The 22,822-nt window shown below is 70.0% G+C and carries 15 protein-coding genes; 7 read left to right on the forward strand and 8 right to left on the reverse strand.

Translation table 11 applies throughout. The features are described from left to right. The 3 genes from ACIBVL_RS16880 to ACIBVL_RS16890 are packed head-to-tail and all read left to right on the forward strand — an operon-like array spanning position 1 to position 2,873. Complete coding sequence (locus ACIBVL_RS16880; RefSeq protein ID WP_399097900.1) at positions 1–885, forward strand: amidohydrolase family protein; 885 nt, start codon at positions 1–3, stop codon at positions 883–885. A 12-nt stretch (positions 886–897) separates the two neighbouring features. After that, complete coding sequence (gene menE / locus ACIBVL_RS16885) at positions 898–2,403, forward strand: o-succinylbenzoate--CoA ligase (protein WP_399097901.1); 1,506 nt, start codon at positions 898–900, stop codon at positions 2,401–2,403. Between the two features lie 14 nt (positions 2,404–2,417). Then, positions 2,418–2,873, forward strand: a complete 456-nt coding sequence (locus ACIBVL_RS16890) for a MaoC family dehydratase (protein ID WP_399097902.1) — start codon at positions 2,418–2,420, stop codon at positions 2,871–2,873. Positions 2,874–2,967: 94 nt separating this feature from the next. Here ACIBVL_RS16890 and ACIBVL_RS16895 read toward each other — a convergent pair whose 3' ends face one another. The 7 genes from ACIBVL_RS16895 to ACIBVL_RS16925 form a co-directional block, all read right to left on the reverse strand. Next, positions 2,968–4,635 carry a histidinol-phosphatase gene (locus ACIBVL_RS16895; protein ID WP_399097903.1) on the reverse strand — a complete coding sequence of 556 codons (1,668 nt, stop codon included), beginning with the start codon at positions 4,633–4,635 and terminating at the stop codon, positions 2,968–2,970. A gap of 18 nt (positions 4,636–4,653) precedes the next feature. Further along, a complete protein-coding gene (locus ACIBVL_RS16900) occupies positions 4,654–6,495 on the reverse strand; it encodes a LamG-like jellyroll fold domain-containing protein (RefSeq protein ID WP_399097904.1) in 1,842 nt (613 codons plus the stop codon). A gap of 46 nt (positions 6,496–6,541) precedes the next feature. Then, a complete protein-coding gene (locus ACIBVL_RS16905; protein WP_399097905.1) occupies positions 6,542–9,499 on the reverse strand; it encodes a glycoside hydrolase family 2 TIM barrel-domain containing protein in 2,958 nt (985 codons plus the stop codon). Next, positions 9,496–10,332, reverse strand: a complete 837-nt coding sequence (locus ACIBVL_RS16910; protein WP_399097906.1) for a carbohydrate ABC transporter permease — start codon at positions 10,330–10,332, stop codon at positions 9,496–9,498. Before ACIBVL_RS16910 ends, ACIBVL_RS16905 begins: the two co-directional genes overlap by 4 nt. 15 nt (positions 10,333–10,347) lie before the next feature. Next, positions 10,348–11,310: a carbohydrate ABC transporter permease gene (locus ACIBVL_RS16915; protein WP_399097907.1), complete on the reverse strand. Its 963-nt coding sequence runs from the start codon at positions 11,308–11,310 to the stop codon at positions 10,348–10,350. Beyond that, positions 11,310–12,596, reverse strand: a complete 1,287-nt coding sequence (locus tag ACIBVL_RS16920; protein WP_399097908.1) for an extracellular solute-binding protein — start codon at positions 12,594–12,596, stop codon at positions 11,310–11,312. Before ACIBVL_RS16920 ends, ACIBVL_RS16915 begins: the two co-directional genes overlap by 1 nt. 82 nt (positions 12,597–12,678) lie before the next feature. After that, a complete protein-coding gene (locus ACIBVL_RS16925) occupies positions 12,679–13,698 on the reverse strand; it encodes a carbohydrate kinase family protein (RefSeq protein ID WP_399097909.1) in 1,020 nt (339 codons plus the stop codon). 193 nt (positions 13,699–13,891) lie between these two features. Between ACIBVL_RS16925 and ACIBVL_RS16930 the strand changes: the two genes are divergently transcribed. From ACIBVL_RS16930 to ACIBVL_RS16945, 4 genes are all read left to right on the forward strand, one after another. After that, positions 13,892–14,656 (forward strand): DeoR/GlpR family DNA-binding transcription regulator, encoded by a 765-nt coding sequence (locus tag ACIBVL_RS16930; RefSeq protein WP_399097910.1) that lies wholly within the window; start codon positions 13,892–13,894, stop codon positions 14,654–14,656. After that, positions 14,653–15,993, forward strand: coding sequence for a 6-phospho-beta-glucosidase (locus ACIBVL_RS16935; RefSeq protein WP_399097911.1), 1,341 nt, complete (start codon positions 14,653–14,655; stop codon positions 15,991–15,993). The genes ACIBVL_RS16930 and ACIBVL_RS16935 overlap by 4 nt, the downstream gene beginning before the upstream one ends. Before the next feature lie 92 nt (positions 15,994–16,085). Then, positions 16,086–19,148: an alpha-mannosidase gene (locus ACIBVL_RS16940; protein WP_399097912.1), complete on the forward strand. Its 3,063-nt coding sequence runs from the start codon at positions 16,086–16,088 to the stop codon at positions 19,146–19,148. A gap of 92 nt (positions 19,149–19,240) precedes the next feature. Then, positions 19,241–20,491 (forward strand): alpha-L-fucosidase, encoded by a 1,251-nt coding sequence (locus tag ACIBVL_RS16945; protein WP_399097913.1) that lies wholly within the window; start codon positions 19,241–19,243, stop codon positions 20,489–20,491. A 358-nt stretch (positions 20,492–20,849) separates the two neighbouring features. Here the strand turns inward: ACIBVL_RS16945 and ACIBVL_RS16950 are convergent, their stop codons facing one another. After that, positions 20,850–22,535 carry a carbohydrate binding domain-containing protein gene (locus tag ACIBVL_RS16950; protein ID WP_399097914.1) on the reverse strand — a complete coding sequence of 562 codons (1,686 nt, stop codon included), beginning with the start codon at positions 22,533–22,535 and terminating at the stop codon, positions 20,850–20,852. Between the last annotated feature and the right edge of the window lie 287 nt (positions 22,536–22,822).

Below are 22,822 nucleotides of genomic sequence, written 5' to 3' on the forward strand. Positions count from 1 at the left end.
ATGGCGACCCTCAACGTCGAGGAACTCGTCGCGATCGATGTCCACACCCACGCGGAGGTGTCCTCCAAGGGCCACTCCTCGCTGGACGACGACCTGCACGACGCGTCCTCCGCCTACTTCAAGGTGGAGGGCAAGCGGAAGCCGACCCTCGAGGAGACGGCCGCCTACTACCGGGAACGGAGGATGGCCGCCGTGATCTTCACGGTGGACGCCGAGTCCGCGACCGGCACGGCCCCCGTCCCCAACGAGGAGGTCGCCGAGGCCGCCGCCGCCAACGCGGACGTCCTCATCCCCTTCGCCTCCATCGACCCCTTCCGGGGAAAGGCCGGCGTGCGGCAGGCCCGCCGCCTGGTCGAGGAGTACGGGGTGAAGGGCTTCAAGTTCCACCCCAGCATCCAGGGCTTCTTCCCCAACGACCGGTCGGTCGCGTACGACCTGTACGAGGTCATCGAGGAGACGGGCACCATCGCCCTCTTCCACACCGGTCAGACCGGCATCGGCGCGGGCGTTCCGGGCGGCGGCGGGATCCGTCTGAAGTACTCCAACCCGCTGCACGTCGACGACGTCGCCGCCGACTTCCCGCACCTCAAGATCATCCTGGCGCATCCCTCCTTCCCCTGGCAGGACGAGGCCCTGGCCGTCGCCACACACAAGCCGGGCGTGCACATCGACCTGTCCGGCTGGTCGCCGAAGTACTTCCCGCCGCAGCTCGTGCAGTACGCCAATACGCTGCTGAAGGACAAGGTCCTCTTCGGCTCCGACTTCCCCGTCCTCACCCCGGACCGCTGGCTCGCCGACTTCGACAAGCTGACGATCAAGGACGAGGTGAAGCCGAAGATCCTCAAGGAGAACGCCGCCCGTCTGCTCGGGCTGACCACACCGTAAGGGGCGTCACAGATGCGCAACGAGGGACTGGGGTCATGGCCCGCACGCCGGGCCCGCAAGACCCCCCACCGCACCGCCCTGGTCCACGGTGAACAGTCGACGGACTACCGCACATTGCATACACGCACCACGCGCCTGGCCCACGCCCTGCGCGCCCGGGGTGTCCGCCGCGGCGACCGGATCGCCTATCTCGGCCCGAACCACCCCTCCTACCTGGAGACGCTGTTCGCGGCCGGCACGCTCGGCGCGGTCTTCGTCCCCCTCAACACCCGCCTCGCGGGACCCGAGATCGCCTACCAGCTCGCCGACTCCGGCGCCAAGGCCCTCGTCTACGGCCCCTCCCACGCGGGCCTGGTCGCGGGACTGCCGGGCAGCACGGACGTGCGGACGTACGTCGAGGTCGGGCAGGAGTACGAGAGCATGCTGGCGTCGGCCGCCGAGGAGCCGATCGACGAACCCGTCGGCGCCGACGACACCTGCATCATCATGTACACCTCGGGCACGACCGGCCGGCCCAAGGGCGCCATGCTCACGCACGGCAACCTGACCTGGAACGCGATCAACGTCCTCGTCGACACCGACCTGATCGCCGACGAGCGCGCCCTGGTCTCGGCGCCGCTGTTCCACACCGCCGGCCTGAACATGCTGACGCTCCCGGTGCTCCTGAAGGGCGGCACCTGCGTCCTGGTCGAGGCCTTCGACCCCGACGCCACCTTCGACCTGATCGAACGGCACCGGATCACCTTCATGTTCGGGGTGCCGACGATGTTCGACCAGATCGCCCGGCATCCGCGCTGGGCAGGCGCCGACCTGTCCAGCCTGCGCCTGCTGACCTGCGGCGGCTCGCCGGTCTCCACCCCGCTGATCGCCGCCTACCAGGAACGCGGGCTCACCTTCCTCCAGGGCTACGGCATGACCGAGGCCTCGCCCGGCACGCTCTTCCTGGACGCCGAGCACGCGATCAGCAAGGCGGGCTCGGCCGGGGTCCCGCACTTCTTCAGCGACGTACGCGTCCTGCGCCCCGACCTCGCCCCGGTCGAGGCGGGCGAGACCGGCGAGGTGCTCGTGCGCGGACCCCATGTGATGCCCGGTTACTGGGGGCTGCCCGAGGAGACGTCCGCCTCCTTCGCCGACGGCTGGTTCCGCAGCGGGGACGCGGCGAAGGTCGACGAAGACGGTTACGTGTACATCGTCGACCGTATAAAGGACATGATCATCTCTGGTGGGGAGAACATCTACCCCGCCGAGATCGAGGACCTCCTACTCGCCCACCCCGACATCGTCGAGGCCGCCGTCATCGGTGTGCGGGACGACAAGTGGGGCGAGGTGCCGCGCGCGGTCGTCGTGCCCCGCGAGGGCGCTTCGCTGGATCCCGACGAGGTGGTGGCGTCCCTGGCCGGACGGCTCGCGAAGTACAAGATCCCCAAGTCGGTGGTGGTCGCGGACGAACTTCCCCGCACCGCCTCCGGAAAGCTCCTGAAAGCCCGGGTGCGCAAGCGCTACGGATCCGACTCCTAAGTAAGGGAACCCACATGAGCGTCACCGTCAACGGCCTCGACGAACTGAAGAAGCTGGCCGGCAGCGACCTGGGCACCAGTGAGTGGATCGAGGTCACCCAGGAGCGCATCGACACCTTCGCCGACGCGACCGGCGACCACCAGTGGATCCACGTGGATCCCGAGCGTGCGGCCACCGGACCCTTCGGGGCCCCCATCGCCCACGGTTACCTGACCCTCTCGCTGTTCATCCCGCTGTTCACCGAGCTGCTGGACGTCCAGGGCGTGACGACCAAGGTCAACTACGGGCTGAACAAGGTGCGCTTCCCCTCGCCGGTGAAGGTCGGCTCGCGGATCCGGCTGGTCGCGAAGCTGACCGAGGTCGAGGACGTGCCGGGCGGCGTGCAGATCACCGTCGACGGGGCGATCGAGATCGAGGGGGGCGCGAAGCCCGCTGCCGTGCTGCAGAGCCTGTCGCGGTTCTATGCGTGAGACCTCCTTCGTGGCGCCGTAGGGCTGTTGTCGAGGGGAACCGCGGACCGTTGAGCCGGTCGCGCAGTTCCCCGGCGCCCCTTTCCAGGGCGTTTCAGCCGACGACGTCCACGAAGATCGGGTTGGAGTAGAACCATGTGTCCGCCCACGGATCGCCGTCGCCCGGCTCGTGGGGGATCGGGCCGTGCGGGTCGACCGACGCGCCGAGGTAACCGGTGCCGTTGCGGTTGCCGTCGCTGCCGCGCAGGCGGACGTAGAAGGACTCGTCGCCCACGGTGAGCGGGACACGCAGGGTGTACGTCCCTGTACGGCCGCTCACGTCCGTCGTGCGGACGACCCTGGTGTCGGGGGCCTTCCAGGTGTCGCGGTCGGGCACCGGGCCGCGCACCGCGCCCCGGATCACGTCCACGTGCGCCAACTCCGGAAGGATTCCCTGGGGATTGGGACGGGAGGCGGTGGTCACCGTGATGCTCAGGGTGAGCTTCTCGCCGCTGCGGACCCGCATCCGGCCGCCCAGCGTGACACCCCGGCCGGTGCTGTGCTCCCGCCGCAGGCGGACCTCCAGGCCGTCGAGCAGATGGCCGTGGTCGAGCCAGATCCGGCCCTCGCGCAGGCCCGTCATCACCGCCCGGTAGCCGTAGCGGGTCACCCCCACGTGGGTCCGGCTGAACTGGCCCGGCCAGAAGTCGCTGCCCGGCTGCGGTGTGTCGGTGTTCACCGGGTCCGGCAGCCTGCCGGTGTTGTCGAAGTTCTGCCCGGCCGGCCAGTCGCCGTTCTTCCAGGTGTCGAAGACGGTCCGGTGGTTGTCGGAGTTGGTGGTGATCGAGAACAGCCGGCCCTCGGCCAGCATCGAGTCCCACAGGCCGCCGACCGTCGCGGTCGCCCAGTCGAAGCCGCCGTACGTCAGGTAGGCGTCCGCCGGATAGCCCGCCCACGACTGCGCGGACGGCTTGTTCTCGTACTCGCCGCGGATCGAGGTGGAGCCGCGCCAGCCGGGAAGCGCCGCGCCCTGGGCGCCCGGCGCGCCCTCCATGCCGATCATGATCTCGGGGGCCGCGTCCCGCCAGTTGCGCATCTCGTGCGGGGAGTCGATGCCCAGCCGCAGCGGATGGTTGGCGAGGACGAGGACGTCGTCCACGTAGCCCGAACGGCGCTGCTCCGCCAGCCACTTGACGGCCTTGACGGCGTGGGCCTCGTTGCGGGCGGTGTCCGTGGCGCCGGCGGAGCCCTCGGTGTAGCCGAGCAGCTTGCCGTCGTAGGCGAGCTCGAACCGCGTGAGCAGGTCGACCTCGTGGGGGCCCGGGGCGGCGAACACCGTGCAGTGCTCGGCGGCCGGGATGTACCACTCCAGGCCCTGGAAGATCAGCTGACGGGGGTTCTCGGCGCGTGCCCGCAGGATCTCCTTGTGCTCCAGTGCGGCGCCGTAGGAGGCGTGCCCGAAGTTGGAGTGCTCGTTGAACACCATCCAGTCCAGGCCGTACCTGGCGGCGGCCTGCGCCTGCTGGGAGAACGTGTACTTGGCGTCGTGGCTGTACACGGAGTGCACATGGTGGTCGCCGACGAGATAGGCGAGGCGCGGGTCCTCCCCGCCGTAGCCCCTGCCGGTGGCGGCGACGGCGGGCGTGGCCGCCCCACCGAGGGCGAACGCGGCGCCGAACAGGCCGGCGCGGCGCAGGAGTCCGCGCCTCGACACGCCCTGGGCGTCGAGAGCGGTGGGGGAGACGGACGGGTCGGCCCAGGCGGGCAGCTGCTGCTCGGTCATGGATGTCCTCGGCGGGTCTCAGTGGTTCATGAAGGAGGTCGTGGGCAGCGCCCGTTCGACGATGCGGACGTCACCGAGACTGCCGTGCAGGATCTGGTCGATCTGTCCGGCGTACTCGTAGCCGCCGAGGAGCCACGGCAGCCCGACGGAGGTGATGCCCACGGCCTTCGCCTTCGGGTTGCGCACGACCGGGCAGCCCTCGACGTACAGCGTGGTGTGCGTGCCGTCGCTCACGACCGCGAGGTGCCACCAGGTCTCCAGCGGGGTCTCCTGCCCCCAGTTGGTGGCGATGCCCTCCTGGTTCAGCGGACGCATCGCCCACTGGGGCTCCCGGTCGTTGGACAGGGACAGCGTGGCGAGCGGCTCGTCGGGGTCGTCGCCGCTCTTGCCCGCGGCGCCACCCGTTCCGGTGCGGCTGACCAGTCCCGACCAGGCGTGGTGCGCCGGGTCCCAGTCGGCCGGAAGGCGGTAGAACGCCTCGATGGTGTAACCGTCCTCGAACGTCGCCGAGTTGAGGGGGGCGCCGTCGACCGTACGCAGGTAGGCGCCCTGCAGCGGGGACTTGAAACCCCGGAACTCCAGGCTGCCGTGGCCCGGCTGGTCGGGGTGGTGGTCCGACGACCGGCCCAGCGTGCCGTCGCCGACCGTGACGACGGTGAGGTCGTTGCCGCGCCCGGAGAGGTCACGGACGGTGCCGGAGACGGTCGTACCGTCGTCGTGCCCGTCGAACCGCCAGTAGGCGACCGTGCCCGGGACGACGACCTTCGACACCGGTCGTGCGGCACGGGCCGGCACCGGGTCGAAGCCGGCGAAGCGCTCGGCGAAGTCGATGCCGACGGAGAACCGGTCGGCGTCGCCGCTGAGTTCGATCTCCTGCCGCTCCAGCTCGTTGAGTCCCTCGGCGGCCCGGCCCAGGATCCAGGGGGAGACCGTCTCCACGTCGATGACGTCGCGGTCGAGGTCGAAGCGGTACAGGCGGATCATCGCCGCACCGCCGAAGTAACGGTTCTGATAGTTCGTCAGGTGAAGGTGGACGTCATGTCCCGCCGCGTTCTTGCGGGTGGTCCGGCCGGCGGGCCAGTAGTGACCGTTGAGGGTGAGGAAGATCTGGTCGTGGTCCTCGATCAGCCGGTCCCACAGCTGCTGCCCGTACGCGGACAGCGAGTCGTCCTCGACGACCAGTTCGTGAGTGGTGAGGACGACCGGGGTCTTCGGGTGCCGGGCGAGGACGTCCTTCGCCCAGGCGTACCCCTTCACCGACAGCCGCCAGTCCAGCGCGAGCACCATCCACTCGCGGCCGGCGGCCTTGAACAGGTGGTAGGTGTTGTAGCCGTCGGAGGAGGCCCCGCCGAAGGTGGGCTTCCGCCGGAAGCGTCGCGGGCCGAACGTGTCCAGGTACGGGGTCGCGCCGCGCTGGTCGGTCGTGGACGACTTCACGTCGTGGTTGCCGGCCAGGACGCTGTAGCCGACGCCGTGCCGGTCGAGCAGCCCGAACGCCTCGCCGATCGCTGCGAATTCGTTCTCGGCGCCGTTCTGGGTGAGGTCGCCGAGATGGGACAGGAAGACGATGTTCTCGTCCCGGCCGTGCTCCAGGAGGTAGCGCAGGGAGGCCTCGACCGGCGCCTTGTCGATGCTCGGCCCGTCGAAGAGGTACTGGGTGTCGGGCATCACGGCGAGCGTGAAGCGGCGGCTGTCGGCGTCGGGGCGCCAGGCGGAGGGCGCCGCCTCGGCGTCGGCCGCGGGCAGGGCGACCGAGGCCGTGGCCGCGGCCCCCAGCAGTGCGGTGGCCCGCAGGAAACTGCGTCGTCCGGCGCCGGCCTGCGCGGCCTCGCACGGTTCATGGGCATGCGAAGTACACACGTGTGCTCCGTAGGGGAGGCGGGAAAAGCCTTGCGGGGGAGGGGGGTTACAGGGTGCGCAGGGTCCAGCTCCAGCGGTGGGTGCCCGGTGCGACGAGGTAGGAGGGGAAGGTGTCGGGGCCGCACGAGGCCGTACCGAGGCCCCGGTGCGACGCGTCCAGGTGCACCACGCAGCCCGCGCGCGGCACGAGTTCGTCGTGGTGGGCGGCGGCGGTCAGGTCCTCGGCGCGGTAGCGCGTTACGGACACCTGCCGCGGCTCGTCCAGCGCGACCACGAGACCGGTGGCGTCCGGCGCCGAGAGTGTGAAGCGCCTTACGCCGTGCCGGCCGCCGCTCTCCTGCGGACGCAGGTACGGCGTGAACAACGCGTCGACGGGCAGGGAGTGATGCCCCACCGGCGCGCCCCCGCTGCGGTCCGGGTAGGACTCCCAGGGGCCCTGCCCGAACCACTCGAGCAGGTCGAGCCCCGCGACCGTCTCGAACACCGACCCGACTCGGGCCACGTCGTCGAACTCCTCCGGCAGCTCGGCCAGTTCGTCGATCCGGACCCCGCCCTCGACAGGGGTGAACACCTGCCGGTGCCGGACCACGCCGGTGGTCCCCGCGTACTCCGCGACAACGGTCACCGACCCGCTGTCGTGCCGCACCGACACCACCTTGCGCACCAGAGCGTCCAGCCCCCACGCCCGCCAGCGCAGCGCCATGCCGCCCAGCTCGTCGTTGTCGGTGGGCGCCCGCCACAACGACAGCGTGGGCCCGGCGGTCAGCAGCGGATGGACCAGCAGCCCGTCGGTGTCGACCTCCACGCCACCGGCGACCATCAGGTCCTCGACCACCACGGCCGCCCGCAACCGCACCTGCGGCGCGCACACCTCCGTACCGGCCGGCGCCCACGCCAGGTCCTCGGCGGTCCTCACGCGCAGCGTCAGCCAGACCTCGCCGCCGTCCTCCGGCACCGCGAACGGCAGCGGCACCACGGCCGTCTCACCGGGCCGCAGCGCCGGGAGCACCGCGGGAGCGGTCAGCGTACGACCGTCCGCCAGCGCCAGCTCCCACTCGCCCGCGAGCCACTCCAGGCCCCGGAAGTGCTGGTGGTTGGAGACGACCACCCCCTCGTGCCGGAACAGCTCCAGCCGTACCGGCGCCGCGATCTCCCGGTGTTCGTACATCACCGGTTTCGGGGTGCGGTCGGGGAAGACGACACCGTCCGCGATGAACGCGCCGTCGTGGTCCGTCTCGCCGAAGTCGCCGCCGTATGCCCAGCGGTGGCCGGGGGCGGTGACACCGTTGTCGTAGAGCCCGGCGCCCCCACGCCCGACCGGTCTTCCGTCGTTCACGGACTGAAGGATTCCGTGGTCCCAGAACTCCCAGATGAACCCGCCCTGAAGACCCGGGGTGGCCTCGATGGCGGCCCAGTGGTCGGCCAGCGTGCCGTTGCTGTTGCCCATCGCGTGCGAGTACTCGCACTGGATGAGCGGCTTGGTCTGCTCCCCGGACAGCGCGTGCGCCACGCAGTCCTCCAGGGGCGCGTACATCGGGCAGGCGATGTCGGAGGCGAGGTCCGGATCCGCCCAGCCGCGCTTGGCCGCCCCCTCGTACTGCAGCGGCCGGGTCGGGTCGTGCCGGCGCGCCCAGCCCGCGGCGGCATCGTGGTTGGCGCCGTAGTCCGACTCGTTGCCCAGCGACCAGATGATCACCGACGGGTGGTTCTTGTCCCGCAGCACCATGCGTGACACCCGGTCCACGAAGGCGTTCAGATAACGCGGGTCGTCGGCGATCTCATGGGCGTGGTCGTGGGACTCGATGTCCGCCTCGTCGACCACGTAGAACCCGAGATCGTCCGCGAGATCCAGGAGACCGGGGTCGTTGGGGTAGTGCGCGGTGCGGATCGCGTTGAAGCCGAAACGCTTCAGCAGGATCAGGTCCGCGCGCATGTCGTCGTACGACACCGTCCGGCCCGTCAGCGGGTGGAAGTCGTGCCGGTTCACGCCCCGGATGAAGACGCGCTCGCCGTTGACCAGCAGGTCCCGCCCGACGATCTCGACGTCCCGGAAGCCGACCCGGTGGCGGGAGGTGTCGGCGACGCTGCCGTCGGCGCGGTGCAGGCGCACCGTCAGCCCGTACAGCTCGGGCGTCTCGGCGGTCCAGGTGCGCACCTCGGGCACGCGCGCGTGCAGCCGAGCCTCGCCGAGGAAGGCGGAGACGCGCTCGTCCTCGGCGTTGGCCCGGTCGAACTCCGTGTCCTGCGCGAGCGCCAGCCCGTCCAGTTCCCCACCGACGTACCATCCCTCGGGCAGCGCCCCGCCCGCGTCCCGCACCAGACAGTCGACCCGCAACTCCCCGTCCCGCGCCGCGCGGACCGTGACGTCGGCCAGGTGCAGCGGGTCGGTCGCGTACAGCAGTACCGAGCGGGTGATGCCGCCGTGCCACCAGTGGTCCTGGTCCTCGATGTGCGAGGCGTCCGACCACTTGACGACGGTCAGCCGGAGGACCGACCGCCCGCCGGGGCGCACGACGGCCGACAGGTCGAACTCGGCGGCGAGGTGGGAGTCCTTGGACACACCGACGGGCCGCCCGTCCACATGCACCAGCAGCACGCTCTCGGCGGCCCCGACCTGGAGCACGATCCGGCGTCCGGCCCACTCGGCGGGGATGTCGATCTCCCGCTCGTAGACACCTGTCGGGTTGTGGTCGGCGGGCGACAACGGAGGGAATTCTGTATACGGCATACGGATGTTCAGATACTGCGGAAGGTCGACCGTCGCCCGTAGAGGGTCGTCCGTATCCTGCATCGTCCATACACCCGGCACGGCCGTCGTCGACCACGCACCGCCGACCGGCGCGTCCGGAGCGGACAGCAACTGAAAACGCCAGTCGCCGTCCAGGGAGTATGCTCCGGCGCGCCGGTCGACGGCGTTCATGGGCAGCCGCCCCCAGGAGGTCACCTCCGGTGCCTCCCAGGGGCGCAGTGCCAGCAGTGGGTCCGTCGGCAGGGAGCGCGTCATTTGATGGCTCCCTTGGCGAGGTCCCCGATGATCTGGCGGGCGCCGACCGCGAACACGATCAGCAGCGGGACCAGCGCGAGCAGCGCGCCGGTCATGACCATTCCGTAGTCCGTCGTTCCGTGGGTGCCGTTGAGCTGGGACAGCGCGACCTGGAGGGTGACGTTGTCGGGGTCGGTGAGCGCGATCAGGGGCCAGGCGTAGTCGTTCCACTGGCCCATGAAGGTGAAGATGCCGAGGAAGGCCAGGCCCGGGCGGACCACCGGGAGGGCGACGTGCCAGTACTGGCGCATGAAGTTCGCGCCGTCGATGCGCGAGGCGTCGAGGAGCTCGTCGTGGATGGCGCCCTTCATGTACTGGCGCATCCAGAAGATGCCGAAGGCGTTGGCGGCCGCCGGCACGATCAGCGAGGTCATCGAGCCGATCCAGCCGAGCTTCGCCATGATCACGAACTGCGGGATGGCCGCGAGTTGCGCGGGCACCATGAAGATGACCATGAGCAGCGCGAACAGTACGTTCTTGCCCGGGAACGCGAACTTGGCGAAGACGAAGGCGGCCAGCGAGTCGAAGAACAGGACCAGGAAGGTCACCGAGCACGCGACCAGCAGCGAGTTGACCATCGAGCCGAAGAAATCGACGCTGTCGAAGAGGTGCCGGGCGTTCTCGAGGAAGTGCGAGCCGGGCAGCAGCTTCGGAGGGTACGAGAAGATCTCCGACGACGAGTGCGTCGACATGATCACGGCCCAGTAGAACGGGAAGGCCGACAGCAGCAGGCCGATCACGAGGACGGTGTGCAGCGCGATGCCCCGGCTGCGGGTTCCCTTGATGGATGCCATGGTGAACGGGCCTCCCTAGTCTTCGCCCCGGCGCTGCACCAGACGCCAGTTGATGATCGAGAAGAGGATGACGACGAGGAAGATGCCCCACGCCACGGCGGCGCCGTAGCCGAAGTCGTTGTTGTCGAAGGTCTGCTGGAAGAAGTAGAGGACCATCGTCTGGCCGGAGTGTCCGGGGCCGCCCGCGTACGTGGAGTCGTTGGCGGTGGTCTGGAGCAGGACCTGCGGTTCGGAGAAGCTCTGCAGACCGGTGACGGTCGACACGACGAGGACGAACAGCAGTACCGGCCGCATCATCGGCAGCGTGATCCGGAAGAAGGTCTGCAGGGGACCGGCGCCGTCCATACGGGCGGCTTCATACAGTTCACCGGGGATCGTCTGCAGGCCGGCGAGGAAGATGATCGCGTTGTAGCCCGTCCACTGCCAGGTCATCAGCGTGGCGATGGCGACCTTGATGCCCCAGGGGGTGTTCAGCCAGGCCACCTGGTCCACGCCGATCGCCTGCAGCAGGGCGTTGACCAGGCCGAAGTTGGTGGAGAACACCGAGCCGAAGATGATCGCGACGGCCACCACCGAGGTGACGTTCGGCAGGAAGTAGGCGAAGCGGTAGACGTTCTTGAAACGGACCGCCGAGTTGAGCATCACGGCCGTGACCATCGCCAGGAAGATCATGGGGAAGGTGGCCAGCGCCCAGATGACGATGGTGTTGCCGACCGAGTTCCAGAAGTCGCTGTCGCCCAGCAGGTACTGGTATTGCGACAGGCCCGCCCACTCCATCGGGCCGAGGCCGTCCCAGCGGTGGAAGGAGACGTAGAGCGAGAAGCCGACGGGGATCAGGCCGAAACCCAGGAACAGCAGATAGAACGGGGAGATGGCGGCGTAGAGGTGCCAGTACTTGCGAAAGCCCTTTCTGGGCTGTGCGGCGGGGGTGGCCGGCACGGTCGCCGGGGGCTTCTCCAGCGCGGGGGCGGTGGCCATCAGTAGCTCACCCCCAGGTGCTTCGCGATGCGCCGGCACTTGCTCATGGCGTCACTCCAGGCGTTGTCCGGGTCCTTGCCGAGGACGCCGACGTTCTTGATCTCGTCCTTGATGGGCTGCCCGAGCGCGATGTCGTAGGGGCTGTTGTAGGTGATCGGGATCTTCTGGGCGGCCGGCCCGAAGACGTCCATCGTGACCTGGCCGCCGAAGAACGGGTCGGGCTCCTGGAGCTTGCTCATGCCGTACGAGGCCGGCGTGGACGGGAAGAGACCCGCGTCGACGAACCCCTGGGCCTGGTTGGCGGCGTTCAGCAGCCAGGTGATGACCTCGAAGGCCTTCTCGGGTTCCCGGCACGCCTTGGTGATCGCCAGGAACGAGCCGCCGATGTTGGAGGGGCCGCCGGGACAGTTCGCCACCCGCCACTTGCCCTTGGTCTTCGGGACCCCGAGTTTGATGTCGCTGGTGGCCCAGGAGGCGTTGAGCTGGCTGGGGAGTTTGCCGCTCTCGGTGGCCGACAGCTGGTCCGGCGTGCCGCTGACGAGTTGGGAGACGATCCCGCGCCGTTTGGCGTCCACGGCCCGGTCCCAGGCGGTCCTGATGTGCTCCTGGTCGCCGATAAAGTGGCGGTCCTTGTCGACGTAGTTCTTGGTGCCCTGGTTGACCGACATGGTGAAGACGCTGGTGATGTCGGTGAGCAGGTAGGTCCCCGGGAGCCGCTTCTTCAGCTGCACACCGGCGTCGAGGAACTTCTCCCAGGTGTCCAGCTCGCGGGAGACGTCCTCGGGCTCGAAGGGCAGTCCCGCCTTCTCGAAGACGGCCGGCATGTAGTAGTGCGCGACCGGCCCGCAGTCGATCGGGAAGCCGACCATCGTGCCGTCGTCGGCGATGCCCTGGTCCCACTTCCAGGACAGGTACCGGCTCTTGTACTTCTCGGCGCCGAGGGTGCGCAGATCGATGAACTGGTCGGCGTTGGGCAGGTAGGACGCCATGTCCTCGCCCTTGAGGCCCGCGATGTCGGGGACGTGGGCCCGGCCGGCCATCGTGGTGATCAGCTTCGACCGGTAGTAGCCGCCGATCTGGATGGCCTGCAGGTCCACGGTGCTGTCGTAACGGGCCTTCGCGTTCTTCACGACCGTGTCGCTCAGACCGCCGCTCCAGTACCACAGGACCATGTTGCGGCCGGTCGAGCCGGTCGGAACGGCGCAGCCGGACGTCAGGCCGCCGAGCGCGGTGGCGGCCGTGCCGGCCAGGCCCGCGCGCAGGAGGCCTCTTCGTGAGAGCCGCACAGCTCCCACCGCCTTTCGGATCTGTACCCGTCTTCGCGGACGGGGTGCACTACCAGGGGCAAGCGTGGAATCGGGGGAAGGGTCAGGGCCGTGGGGCGGGCGGGGTGACCGGCGCGTACCGCACCGGCCGGCCGACGTCCGCCGGGATACGGTCGGCGAGGAAGCCGTAGGCCCGCTTCAGCTCCGGATCGGTCACCGACCGCCACCACCGGTCGATGCCGTACCAGCCGGGCGCGGCCAGCGCCCCGCCGTGATGGCGTACGGACAACCCGGAGGCCAGTACGGCGAACCGCAGCCGTTCCTCCAGCGGCCAGCCGCCGAGCGAGGCGGCGACGAAGCTCGCGCCGAACACGTCACCGGCGCCCGTGGCGTCCAGGACATCGACGTCAAGGGCGGGGACCGCCGCGTACTCGCCGGTCGTCTGGTCGACCGCGACGGCGCCGTCGCCGCCCTGGGTGACCACCGCGACCGGCACCAGTTCCGCGAGGGTGCCGAGGGCCGCGACCGGGCTGTCGGTGCGGGTGTAGGCCATCGCCTCGGTCTCGTTGGGGAGGAAGGCGTGGCACAGGGCGAGCTGTTCGAGCAGGTCGGCCGACCACTGCCGGGTGGGGTCCCAGCCGACGTCGGCGTAGATCCGGGTGCCGTTCGCCGCCGCCTTCGCGAGCCACGCCTGCGGCTCGGCCTCGATGTGCACGAGGGCGGTGCGTGCCTCGGGCGGGTCGCCCATCAGCTCGTCCTGCGCGTACGGCGGCTCCTGGCCGTGGGTGACGAGGGCCCGGTCGTGGCCCTGGGCGAGGGCGACGGTGACCGGGGTGGGCCAGTCGTCCGCCACGCGGGAGAGGGTGAGGTCGACGCCTTCCTGGCGGGCGAGGACGTCGTGGCAGTAGCCGCCGTAGAAGTCGTCGCCGAAGACCGTCGCCAGGGAGGTTCTGAGACCGAAGCGGGAGGCCGCCACCGCGAGGTTGGCGATGCCGCCGGGGCCGCAGCCCATGCCGGCGGTCCAGATCTCCTCGCCCGGCGTGGGCGGCCCGCCCAGCCCGGTGAGCACGAGGTCGTAGAAGAGCAGCCCGGTCAGCAGCACATCGGGCCGGTCGTCGTCCACGGAGGGTCCTCTCTTCGGGCTCTCTTCAGGCTCTGGGCGGGCTCTGGGGCGGGCGAGTGCACTCCCGGCGCGGAGCAACTCGTCAGAACTCTTCATTTCGTGACCGGAATCGTGCGCCGCTCACCGCCGTTGGTCAAGAGCCGAGCAGAACTGAGCATAGAAATGATCGAAGATGACTAGTACTGTTCACGGCGTGCTGGCAGAACGACGACACCAACTCATCCTGCGGGCCCTTCGCTCCGGAGGGCCCGCGGCCGTGACCGATCTCTCCGAGCAGCTGGGCGTGAGCCCCGCCACGATCAGGCGTGACCTGGTCAAACTCGAGGAGGACGGCCTGCTCACCCGGGTCCACGGCGGGGCGGTCGTCGAGGAGGGCGACCAGCCCTTCGCCGAGGTCGCCGAGGTGCGCGTACCGGAGAAGGACGCCATCGCCGCGCACGCGGCCGGCATGGTCAAGGATGGTCAGTCGGTACTGCTCGACATCGGCACCACCGCCTACCGTCTGGCCCGCCAGCTGCACGGCCGCCGCCTCACCGTGATCACCAGCAATCTGGTGGTCTACGAGGAGCTCGCCGACGACGAGGGCATCGAGCTGGTACTGCTGGGCGGGATGGTCCGCCGCGAGTACCGTTCCCTGGTCGGCTTCCTCACCGAGGACAACCTGCGTCAGCTGCACGCGGACTGGCTCTTCCTCGGTACCAGTGGAGTGCGCCCGGGCGGGCAGGTGATGGATACGACGGTCGTCGAGGTGCCGGTGAAGCGAGCCATGATCAAGGCCGGTGACAAGGTTGTCCTGCTGGCCGACGCGGCGAAGTTCCCGGGTACGGGGATGGCGAAGGTCTGCGGTCCCGAGGACCTGGACGTGGTGGTGACGAACGCGCCGGTCGACCCGGCGACCCGCTCCTCGCTGGAGGAGGCGGGCGTCGAGGTGATCGTGGCAGGAAAGGTGCAGGCGTGAAGCTGACGATTCTGGGCGGCGGCGGTTTCCGGGTGCCGCTCGTGTACGGGGCGCTCCTCGGCGATCGTGCGGAGGGGCGGGTGACGGACGTCGTTCTGCACGATCTGGACGACAGTCGACTGTATGCAGTCGCCCGTGTACTGGCTGAACAGGCCGCCGGTGTCCCCGACGCCCCCACGGTGACCGCCACCACCGACCTCGACGAGGCCCTGCGCGGCGCCGACTTCATCTTCTCCGCGATCCGGGTCGGCGGTCTGGAGGGCCGGGCCGCCGACGAGCGGGTCGCCCTCGCGGAGGGCGTCCTCGGCCAGGAGACGGTCGGCGCGGGCGGCATCGCCTACGGTCTGCGGACGGTCCCCGTCGCCACCGACATCGCCCGGCGCGTCGCCCGCCTCGCCCCCGAGGCCTGGCTCATCAACTTCACCAACCCGGCCGGCCTGGTCACCGAGGCCATGGCCCGCCACCTCGGCGACCGCGTCATCGGCATCTGCGACTCGCCGGTCGGTCTCGGCCGCCGTATCGCCCGGGTCCTCGGCGCCGACCCGAAGGAGGCGTGGATCGACTACGTCGGCCTCAACCACCTCGGCTGGGTCCGCGGCCTGCGCGTCGCCGGCCGGGACGAGCTGCCGCGGCTGCTCGCCGACCCCGACCTGCTCGGCTCCTTCGAGGAGGGCAAGCTGTTCGGCGTCGACTGGCTCCAGTCGCTCGGCGCGATCCCGAACGAGTACCTGCACTACTACTACTTCAACCGCGAGGCCGTCCGCGCCTACCAGCAGGCCGAGAAGACCCGCGGCGCCTTCCTACGCGAGCAGCAGGCCCACTTCTACGAGGAGATGCGCCACCCCGGCGCGGCGGCCCTGACCGCCTGGGACCGCACCCGCGCCGAGCGCGAGGCCACCTACATGTCGGAGAACCGGGAGACGGCGGGCGCCGGCGAGCGCGACGCCGACGACCTCTCCGGCGGTTACGAGAAGGTGGCCCTGGCCCTGATGCGGGCGATCGCCCGCGACGAGCGCACCACGCTGATCCTCAACGTGCGCAACCAGGGCACCCTGTCGGTGCTCGACACGGACGCCGTCATCGAGGTCCCGTGCCTCGTCGACGCCAACGGCGCCCACCCGGTCGCGGTCGACCCGCTGCCCGGCCACGCCACCGGCCTCGTGTGCGCCGTCAAGGCGGTCGAGCGGGAGGTGCTGGCCGCCGCCGAGTCCGGCTCCCGGGCCACGGCGGTGAAGGCGTTCGCACTGCACCCCCTGGTCGACTCGGTGAATGTCGCCCGCCGGCTCGTCGAGGGTTACACCGAGGCCCATCCCGGGCTCGCGTACCTTAAGCGCTGAAGCATCGAGAAAGCGCTTTCCCCGGGTCCGTCGGCTCCCGAGCACGACGGCTCCCCGTCCGGCTCCTTCCTCCCGGTCCCTGGAGACATCCCATGCACGACGAACGCCGCCGCATCGAGGAGCGCGTCGAGCGCGTCCACAACCAGCGCATCAAGCCCGCGATCTACGCGGCCACCGTTCCCTTCGAGGTCGAGGCCTGGCAGGCGCCGGGGGAGCCGGTTCCGTTCGAGGAGGCCGCGGCAGCGCCGTACGAGCCCTTCGCGATGGACACCCTCTGGGGCCCGCCATGGGGCACGACATGGTTCCGGATGCGGGGCCAGGTGCCCGCCGAGTGGGCCGGCCGGCGGGTCGAGGCCGTCATGGACCTCGGGTTCGTCGGCGACTGGCCCGGCGGCCAGGCCGAGGCGCTGGTCCACCTGGCCGACGGGACCCCCCTGAAGGCGGTCAACCCGCTCAACCAGTACGTGCCGGTCGGCAACCCGGCGACCGGCGGCGAGCAGATCGACTACCTGGTCGAGGCGGCCTCCAACCCCGACATCCTGGCGAACGACTTCGCGGAGCCGACGCCGCTCGGCGATGTACTGACGGCAGGCGACCGTCCACTGTATACATTCCGCCGTGCCGACCTCGCCGTCCTCGACGAGCAGGTCTGGCACCTCGACCTGGACCTCCAGGTGCTGCGCGAACTCATGGTCCACCTCGGCGAGCACGAGCCCCGCCGCCACGAGATCATGCACGCCCTCGACCGGGCCATGGACGCCCTGGACCTGGACGACATCTCCGGCAGCGCCGCCGCCGTCCGCGAGGTCCTCGCGCCCGTCCTCGCCCGGCCCGCGCACGCCAGCGCCCACACCGTCTCCGGAGTCGGCCACGCGCACATCGACTCGGCCTGGCTGTGGCCGATCCGCGAGACCAAGCGCAAGACCTCCCGCACCTTCTCCAACGTCACCTCGCTGGCCGACGAGTACGAGGACTTCATCTTCGCCTGCTCTCAGGCCCAGCAGTACGAGTGGGTGCGCGACAACTACCCGCACGTGTGGGCCCGCATCCAGGAGTCGGTGAAGAAGGGCCAGTGGGCGCCGGTCGGCGGCATGTGGGTGGAGGCCGACGGCAACCTGCCCGGCGGCGAGGCGATCGCCCGCCAGCTCATCCACGGCAAGCGGTTCTTCATCGAGCACTTCGGCGTCGAGACCAAGGGTGTCTGGCTGCCGGACTCCTTCGGCTACACGGCCGCCTATCCGCAGCTCGCCAAGCTCGCCGGCAACGACTGGTTCCTCACCCAGAAGATCTCCTGGAACCAGACCAACAAGTTCCCCCACCACACCTTCTGGTGGGAGGGCATCGACGGCACCCGCATCTTCACCCACTTCCCGCCGGTCGACACCTACAACGCCCGCTTCAGCGGGGAGGAGATGGACCGCGCGGTCCGCAACTACTCCGAGAAGGGCGCCGGTACGCGCTCCCTCGCCCCGTTCGGCTGGGGCGACGGCGGTGGCGGCCCCACCCGCGAGATCATGGAACGCGCCCGTCGGCTCGCCGACCTGGAGGGCTCGCCCAAGGTCGTCGTCGAGCACCCGGACGACTTCTTCGCCAAGGCCCGCGAGGAGTACCCGGACGCCCCGGTGTGGGTGGGCGAGCTCTACCTGGAGCTGCACCGCGCCACGTACACCTCGCAGGCGCGCACCAAGCAGGGCAACCGGCGCAGCGAACACCGGCTGCGCGAGGCCGAGCTGTGGGCCACGACGGCCGCGCTGCACGCGCCGGGCTACGCCTACCCGTACGAGAAGCTGGACCGGCTGTGGAAGACGGTGCTGCTGCACCAGTTCCACGACATCCTGCCGGGCTCGTCGATCGCCTGGGTGCACCGCGAGGCCGAGGCCGAGTACGCCCGCGTGGCCGAGGAGCTGGAGGCACTGACGGCCGAGGCGGTCGCGGCGCTCGGCGCGGGCGGCACCCGGGTGTTCAACACGAGCCCGTACGACCGCACCGAGGTGATCCGCACCTCCGCCGGCGCACCGGCGTACGTCGAGGTGCCCGCGAGCGGCAGCGCGCCCCTCGCCGCCTCCGCCGTCGAATCGCCGCAGCCGGTGACGGTGTCCGGCCGGGTCCTCGACAACGGACTGGTCCGTGTACAGGTGGCCGAAGACGGCACACTGTCTTCTGTATACGACATCCGGGCGAACCGTGAGGTCCTCGCCGGCCAGGGCAACCTCCTCCGCCTCCACACCGACCTGCCCAACTACTGGGACGCCTGGGACATCGACAAGCACTACAAGAACCGCTTCACGGACCTGCTCGACCCCGACTCGGTCACCGTCGTCGAGGACGATCCGCTGCTCGGCGCGATCCGTGTGACCCGCACCTTCGGCAAGGGCTCGACCATCACCCAGACGATCACCGTCCGCGCGGGCAGCCCCCGTGTCGACATCGAGACCGACATCGACTGGCACGAGGCCGAGAAGATCCTGAAGGCGGCCTTCCCGGTCGACGTCCGCGCGCCGCACTCGTCCGCCGAGATCCAGTTCGGTCACGTCCAGCGGCCCACGCACACCAACACCTCGTGGGAGTCGGCCCGGTTCGAGGTCTCCGGCCACCGCTGGGTGCACATCGGCGAACCCGGCTACGGTGTCGCGGTTCTCAACGACTCGACGTACGGCCACGACGTCTCCCGCACGGTCCGCGAGGACGGCGGTACGACGACCACGGTCGCCCTCAGCCTGGTGCGCGCCCCGCGCATCCCGGACCCCGAGGCCGACCAGGGCCGGCACCGCTTCACGTACTCCCTGTTGCCGGGCGCCACGATCGGCGACGCGGTCGCCGAGGGCTATGCCCTCAACCTGCCGCTGCGCGTGGCGGAGTCGGCGGGGGCGGCGGAGCCGGTCGTGTCCGTGGCGGGCGAGGGCGTGACCGTCGAGGCGGTCAAGCTCGCCGACGACCGGTCCGGCGACGTGGTGGTGCGCCTGTACGAGTCCCGCGGCGGCCGCGCCCGGGGCGTGCTGCGCACCGGCTTCCCGCTGGCCGGCGCCCAGGTCACCGACCTGCTGGAGCGGCCGCTGGAGGAGGAAGCGACGGCGGCCGTGGCCGGCGACGGCGGGGTCGAGGTGACCCTGCGCCCGTTCCAGGTCCTGACGCTCCGGCTGCGACGCGGCCAGTAGGTCCGTCGGGGCCCGACGACCGACGGGCGGGGCACGCCGGCCGTGCCCCGCCCACCCCAGCGAAGTCACCTGTCCCGCCGAGGAGTTCAGCCGTGCCCATGCAACCCTGGTTCACCGACGCCAAGTTGGGGATCTTCGTCCACTGGGGGATCTACGCCGTCGACGGCGTCCAGGAGTCCTGGTCGTTCTACGACGACATCGTGCCGCACGACCAGTACATGTCCCAGCTCGAGCGCTTCACCGGCGCCAAGTACGACCCGCGCGCCTGGGCCGATCTGTTCGCCCGCGCGGGCGCAAGGTACGCCGTACTGACGACCCGTCACCACGACGGTGTCGCCCTGTGGGACACCGCCTACGGCGACCTCAACCTCGGCCGTGACTACCTCACCGGGTACGCCGACGCCCTGCGCGAGAAGGGTCTGAAGGTCGGCTTCTACTACTCGCACTCCGACTGGAACCACCCCGACTACGCGACCACCCGCAAGCCGGGCCGCCCGCCGGAGATGGAGGACAACCGCTACTCCGAGTGCTCGGCCGAGGACGAGGACCTGGCGGCCTGGGAGCGGTTCATCGCCTACCGGGACGGTCAGATAACGGAGTTGGCCTCCCGCTACCGGCCCGACCTGATGTGGTTCGACGGCGAGTGGGACCGCAGCGAGGAGCAGTGGCGCATCCCCGAACTCGCAGCGCTCATCCGCTCGTACTCCCCGCACGTCGTCTTCAACGCCCGCATGCTCAGCGAGGGCGATTACGCCACCCCCGAGCAGGGTGCCCCCATCGTCCCGCCGGACGGCCCCTGGGAGCTGTGCCTGACGATCAACGACTCGTGGGGTTACCAGCACCACGACCACAACCACAAGTCCCTGGCCCAGCTGATCCGTTACTTCACGGAGACCATCGGCGGAGGCGGCAACCTGCTGCTGGACGTGGGCCCGATGGAGGACGGCACCATCCCGCAGCCGCAGGTCGAGCGCCTGGAAGGGCTGGGGGAGTGGATCCGCAGGCACGCCGAAGCCGTGTACGGGACGGTGCGCGGGCTGCCGGCCGGGCACCACTACGGGCCCAGCACCCTCTCCGCCGACGGCCGCACCCTCTACCTCACCCTGTTCGACGTCCCGCGCGCCGAGATCGGTGTACGGGGGCTGGCCACGCCGGTCCGCAAGGTCACCGTCCTGGGAACCGGCACCGAACTGGGCCATCGTGTGGTGGGCGGGCTGCACGAGGCGGTCGGTGTGCTGTGGATCGACCCGCCGGCCGAGGCCGATCTCGACCCGTACGCCACGGTGCTGGCGGTGGAGCTGGACGGTGAGCTGGAGCTGTACCGGGGTTCGGGCCGCTTCTGACACTGCGGTGAGGGGGGTGGGGCGAGCGGGCGGCCGCTCCCCGTGACAGCGGCCGTCCGACCCGATCCCCCGTGCCGGGGATCCCCCATTGATCCCCAGCTTTCCCCGTTACCCCGGTGGTGCTTCCCCATGGAACCGTGTGGATCACTGTGCTGTACCGCAGGCCACCGAGGTCCCCCGTGTTCCCCCGTCGCCCCCGTCGATCCCCGGTGGCCCTCACGGTTACATAGTTAGGAGCACGCTGCCCCCTCCCTGATACACCTCCCGCGAAAAAAAGTCCCCCGGACCGGAATCCGGGGGACTTCGCGTGCTGGTGCGGGCCGCTTCGGCCGGTCGGGCACGCCGTGAGGAGGCGGACTCAGCCGGTGAAGCCGGCTGTGATGGAGGTGAACTGCCAGGTGTTCTGGCTGATGCCGGAGCAGTTGCTCACCACGCCCCCGCCCGGGCACGGCCGGTCGCGGTTGACGGCCCAGTAGGCGAGCCGGGCGATGTGGTGGGAGTTGGACCAGTCACGGATCTGGGTCCAGATCGCCGGGGTGGTGTTCTCCTGCTGGTCGGACAGGCCGTTCATGCCGGAGATGCCGATGTGGGCGTAGGCGGTGGCGTCGTCCCACCCGAAGGTGGACTTCAGCTTGGTCTTCAGCCCCTCGGTGGCGTTCACGGTGTTGCCGTACATGTCGGAGCCGCCGCCGAAGTCGAACGGCATGATGGTGAAGACGTCGATGTCGGCGTTCAGGGACTTGGCCTGCTCGATCAGCCGGTTGCCGTAATAGGTCGGCCCGGTGGTCGACGTGCCGAAGGTGACGATGGTCTTCAGGCCGGGGTTGTTGGCCTTCACGGTCTTCAGCGCGGTGAGGATCCTCGCCTGCACGGCCTCGTTCTCGAACTCGTCCGTGTTCTCGATGTCCATGTCGATCGCCTTGAGCGAGTAGGCGTCGATCACCTTCTGCAGGGCCGCCGCGAGAGCACTGGCCGAGGAGCAGTTGGCGCCGAGCTTGCTGCCCTGCCAGCCGCCGAACGACGGCACGATGTCCCCGCCCGCCGAACGGACCTGGTTGATCACCGTCTGGTCGACCCCGCCGGTGAGCGGACGGGTGCTGTCCCACATCGGGTTGCAGCCGCCCCCGTCCAGCATGAACGCCATCGTGAACCACTTGACGCCGGTCGAGCTCATCACCGTGCTCACGCTCGGCGGGTCGCCCCACCCCTCGTACAGATACGGGGCGGCCTGCTTGAAGGCGGTTCCGCCGCTGCCCGCGTTCGTCGTCACGGACACCGAGTTGGAGGCGCCGGAGACGTTCCCGGCGGCGTCGCGCGCCTTCACGGTGAAGGTGTAGCCGGTGCTCGGCGACAGCCCGCTCACGGTCGCCGACGTCCCGGAGACGCTGAGCACCTGCGCGGACCCGCTGTAGACGTCGTACGCCGTGACGCCGACGTTGTCCGTCGAGGCGGTCCAGGACAGCGAGACGCTGGAGGACGTCTTGCCGGTGGAGGTCAGCCCGGTGGGGGTGCTCGGCGCCTGAGTGTCCGAGCCGCCCCCGCCGCCCGGCCCGTTCAGGCTGATGTCGTCGGCGTAGTAGGTGCCCTGGGCGTACCAGCCGTGCACGTAGATGGTGGCGCTGGTCTGCGAGGCGCCGGTGGTGAAGGACACCGACAACTGGCTGTACGCCGACGGCGAGGACGTCCAGGTGGAGGCGCCGCCGTCGACGCCGAGGTAGACGTAACTGCCCCGCACCCAGCCGCTCAGCGTGTACGCCGTGTTCGGCTGGACGGAGACGGTCTGGCTGCACTTGGCGTTGTCACTCGAACCGACCGCTCCCGCAAGGGCCCTGGAGCCTCCGTGCACGGGCGAGGAGACGACCGAGCCGAGGTTGCCGGTGCAGGACCAGGGGGAGACACTCCCCGACTCGAAGCCGGGATTGCCGAGGATGTTCGCCGCCTCCGCCGTACCGGGCAGCGCGACCGCCCCGGCGACGGCGAGCGCGGCGGTACCGAGCAGGGCGAGGAGACGACGTCTGGAACGCCGGAGAAGTGTGGTGCGCACGCGATCTCCCTGAAGTGGTGGGGGTGTTCGGGAGTGCAGGGAAGTGCAGAGGGTGCGCAACAAAGTTGGTATGGACCAATCCGCCCTGTCAAGAAGAACGGCGAGATTGGTCCATACCGGTGAGGTCGGATCCCTTCAGGGGGTGGGAAGCGCGCGAGCAACGCACGCCCCGCACCCGGCCGGCGACCTAGATGTATTGACCCGTGAGGTTGGGGACGCGGCTGGCGGGTGGTTGGCCTTTGAGCGCGGTGTGTCCGCGGTGGTGATTGTAGGTGTGCAGCCAGCCG

The sequence above is a fragment of the Streptomyces sp. NPDC049687 genome, assembly GCF_044465285.1.
Lineage (GTDB): Bacteria > Actinomycetota > Actinomycetes > Streptomycetales > Streptomycetaceae > Streptomyces.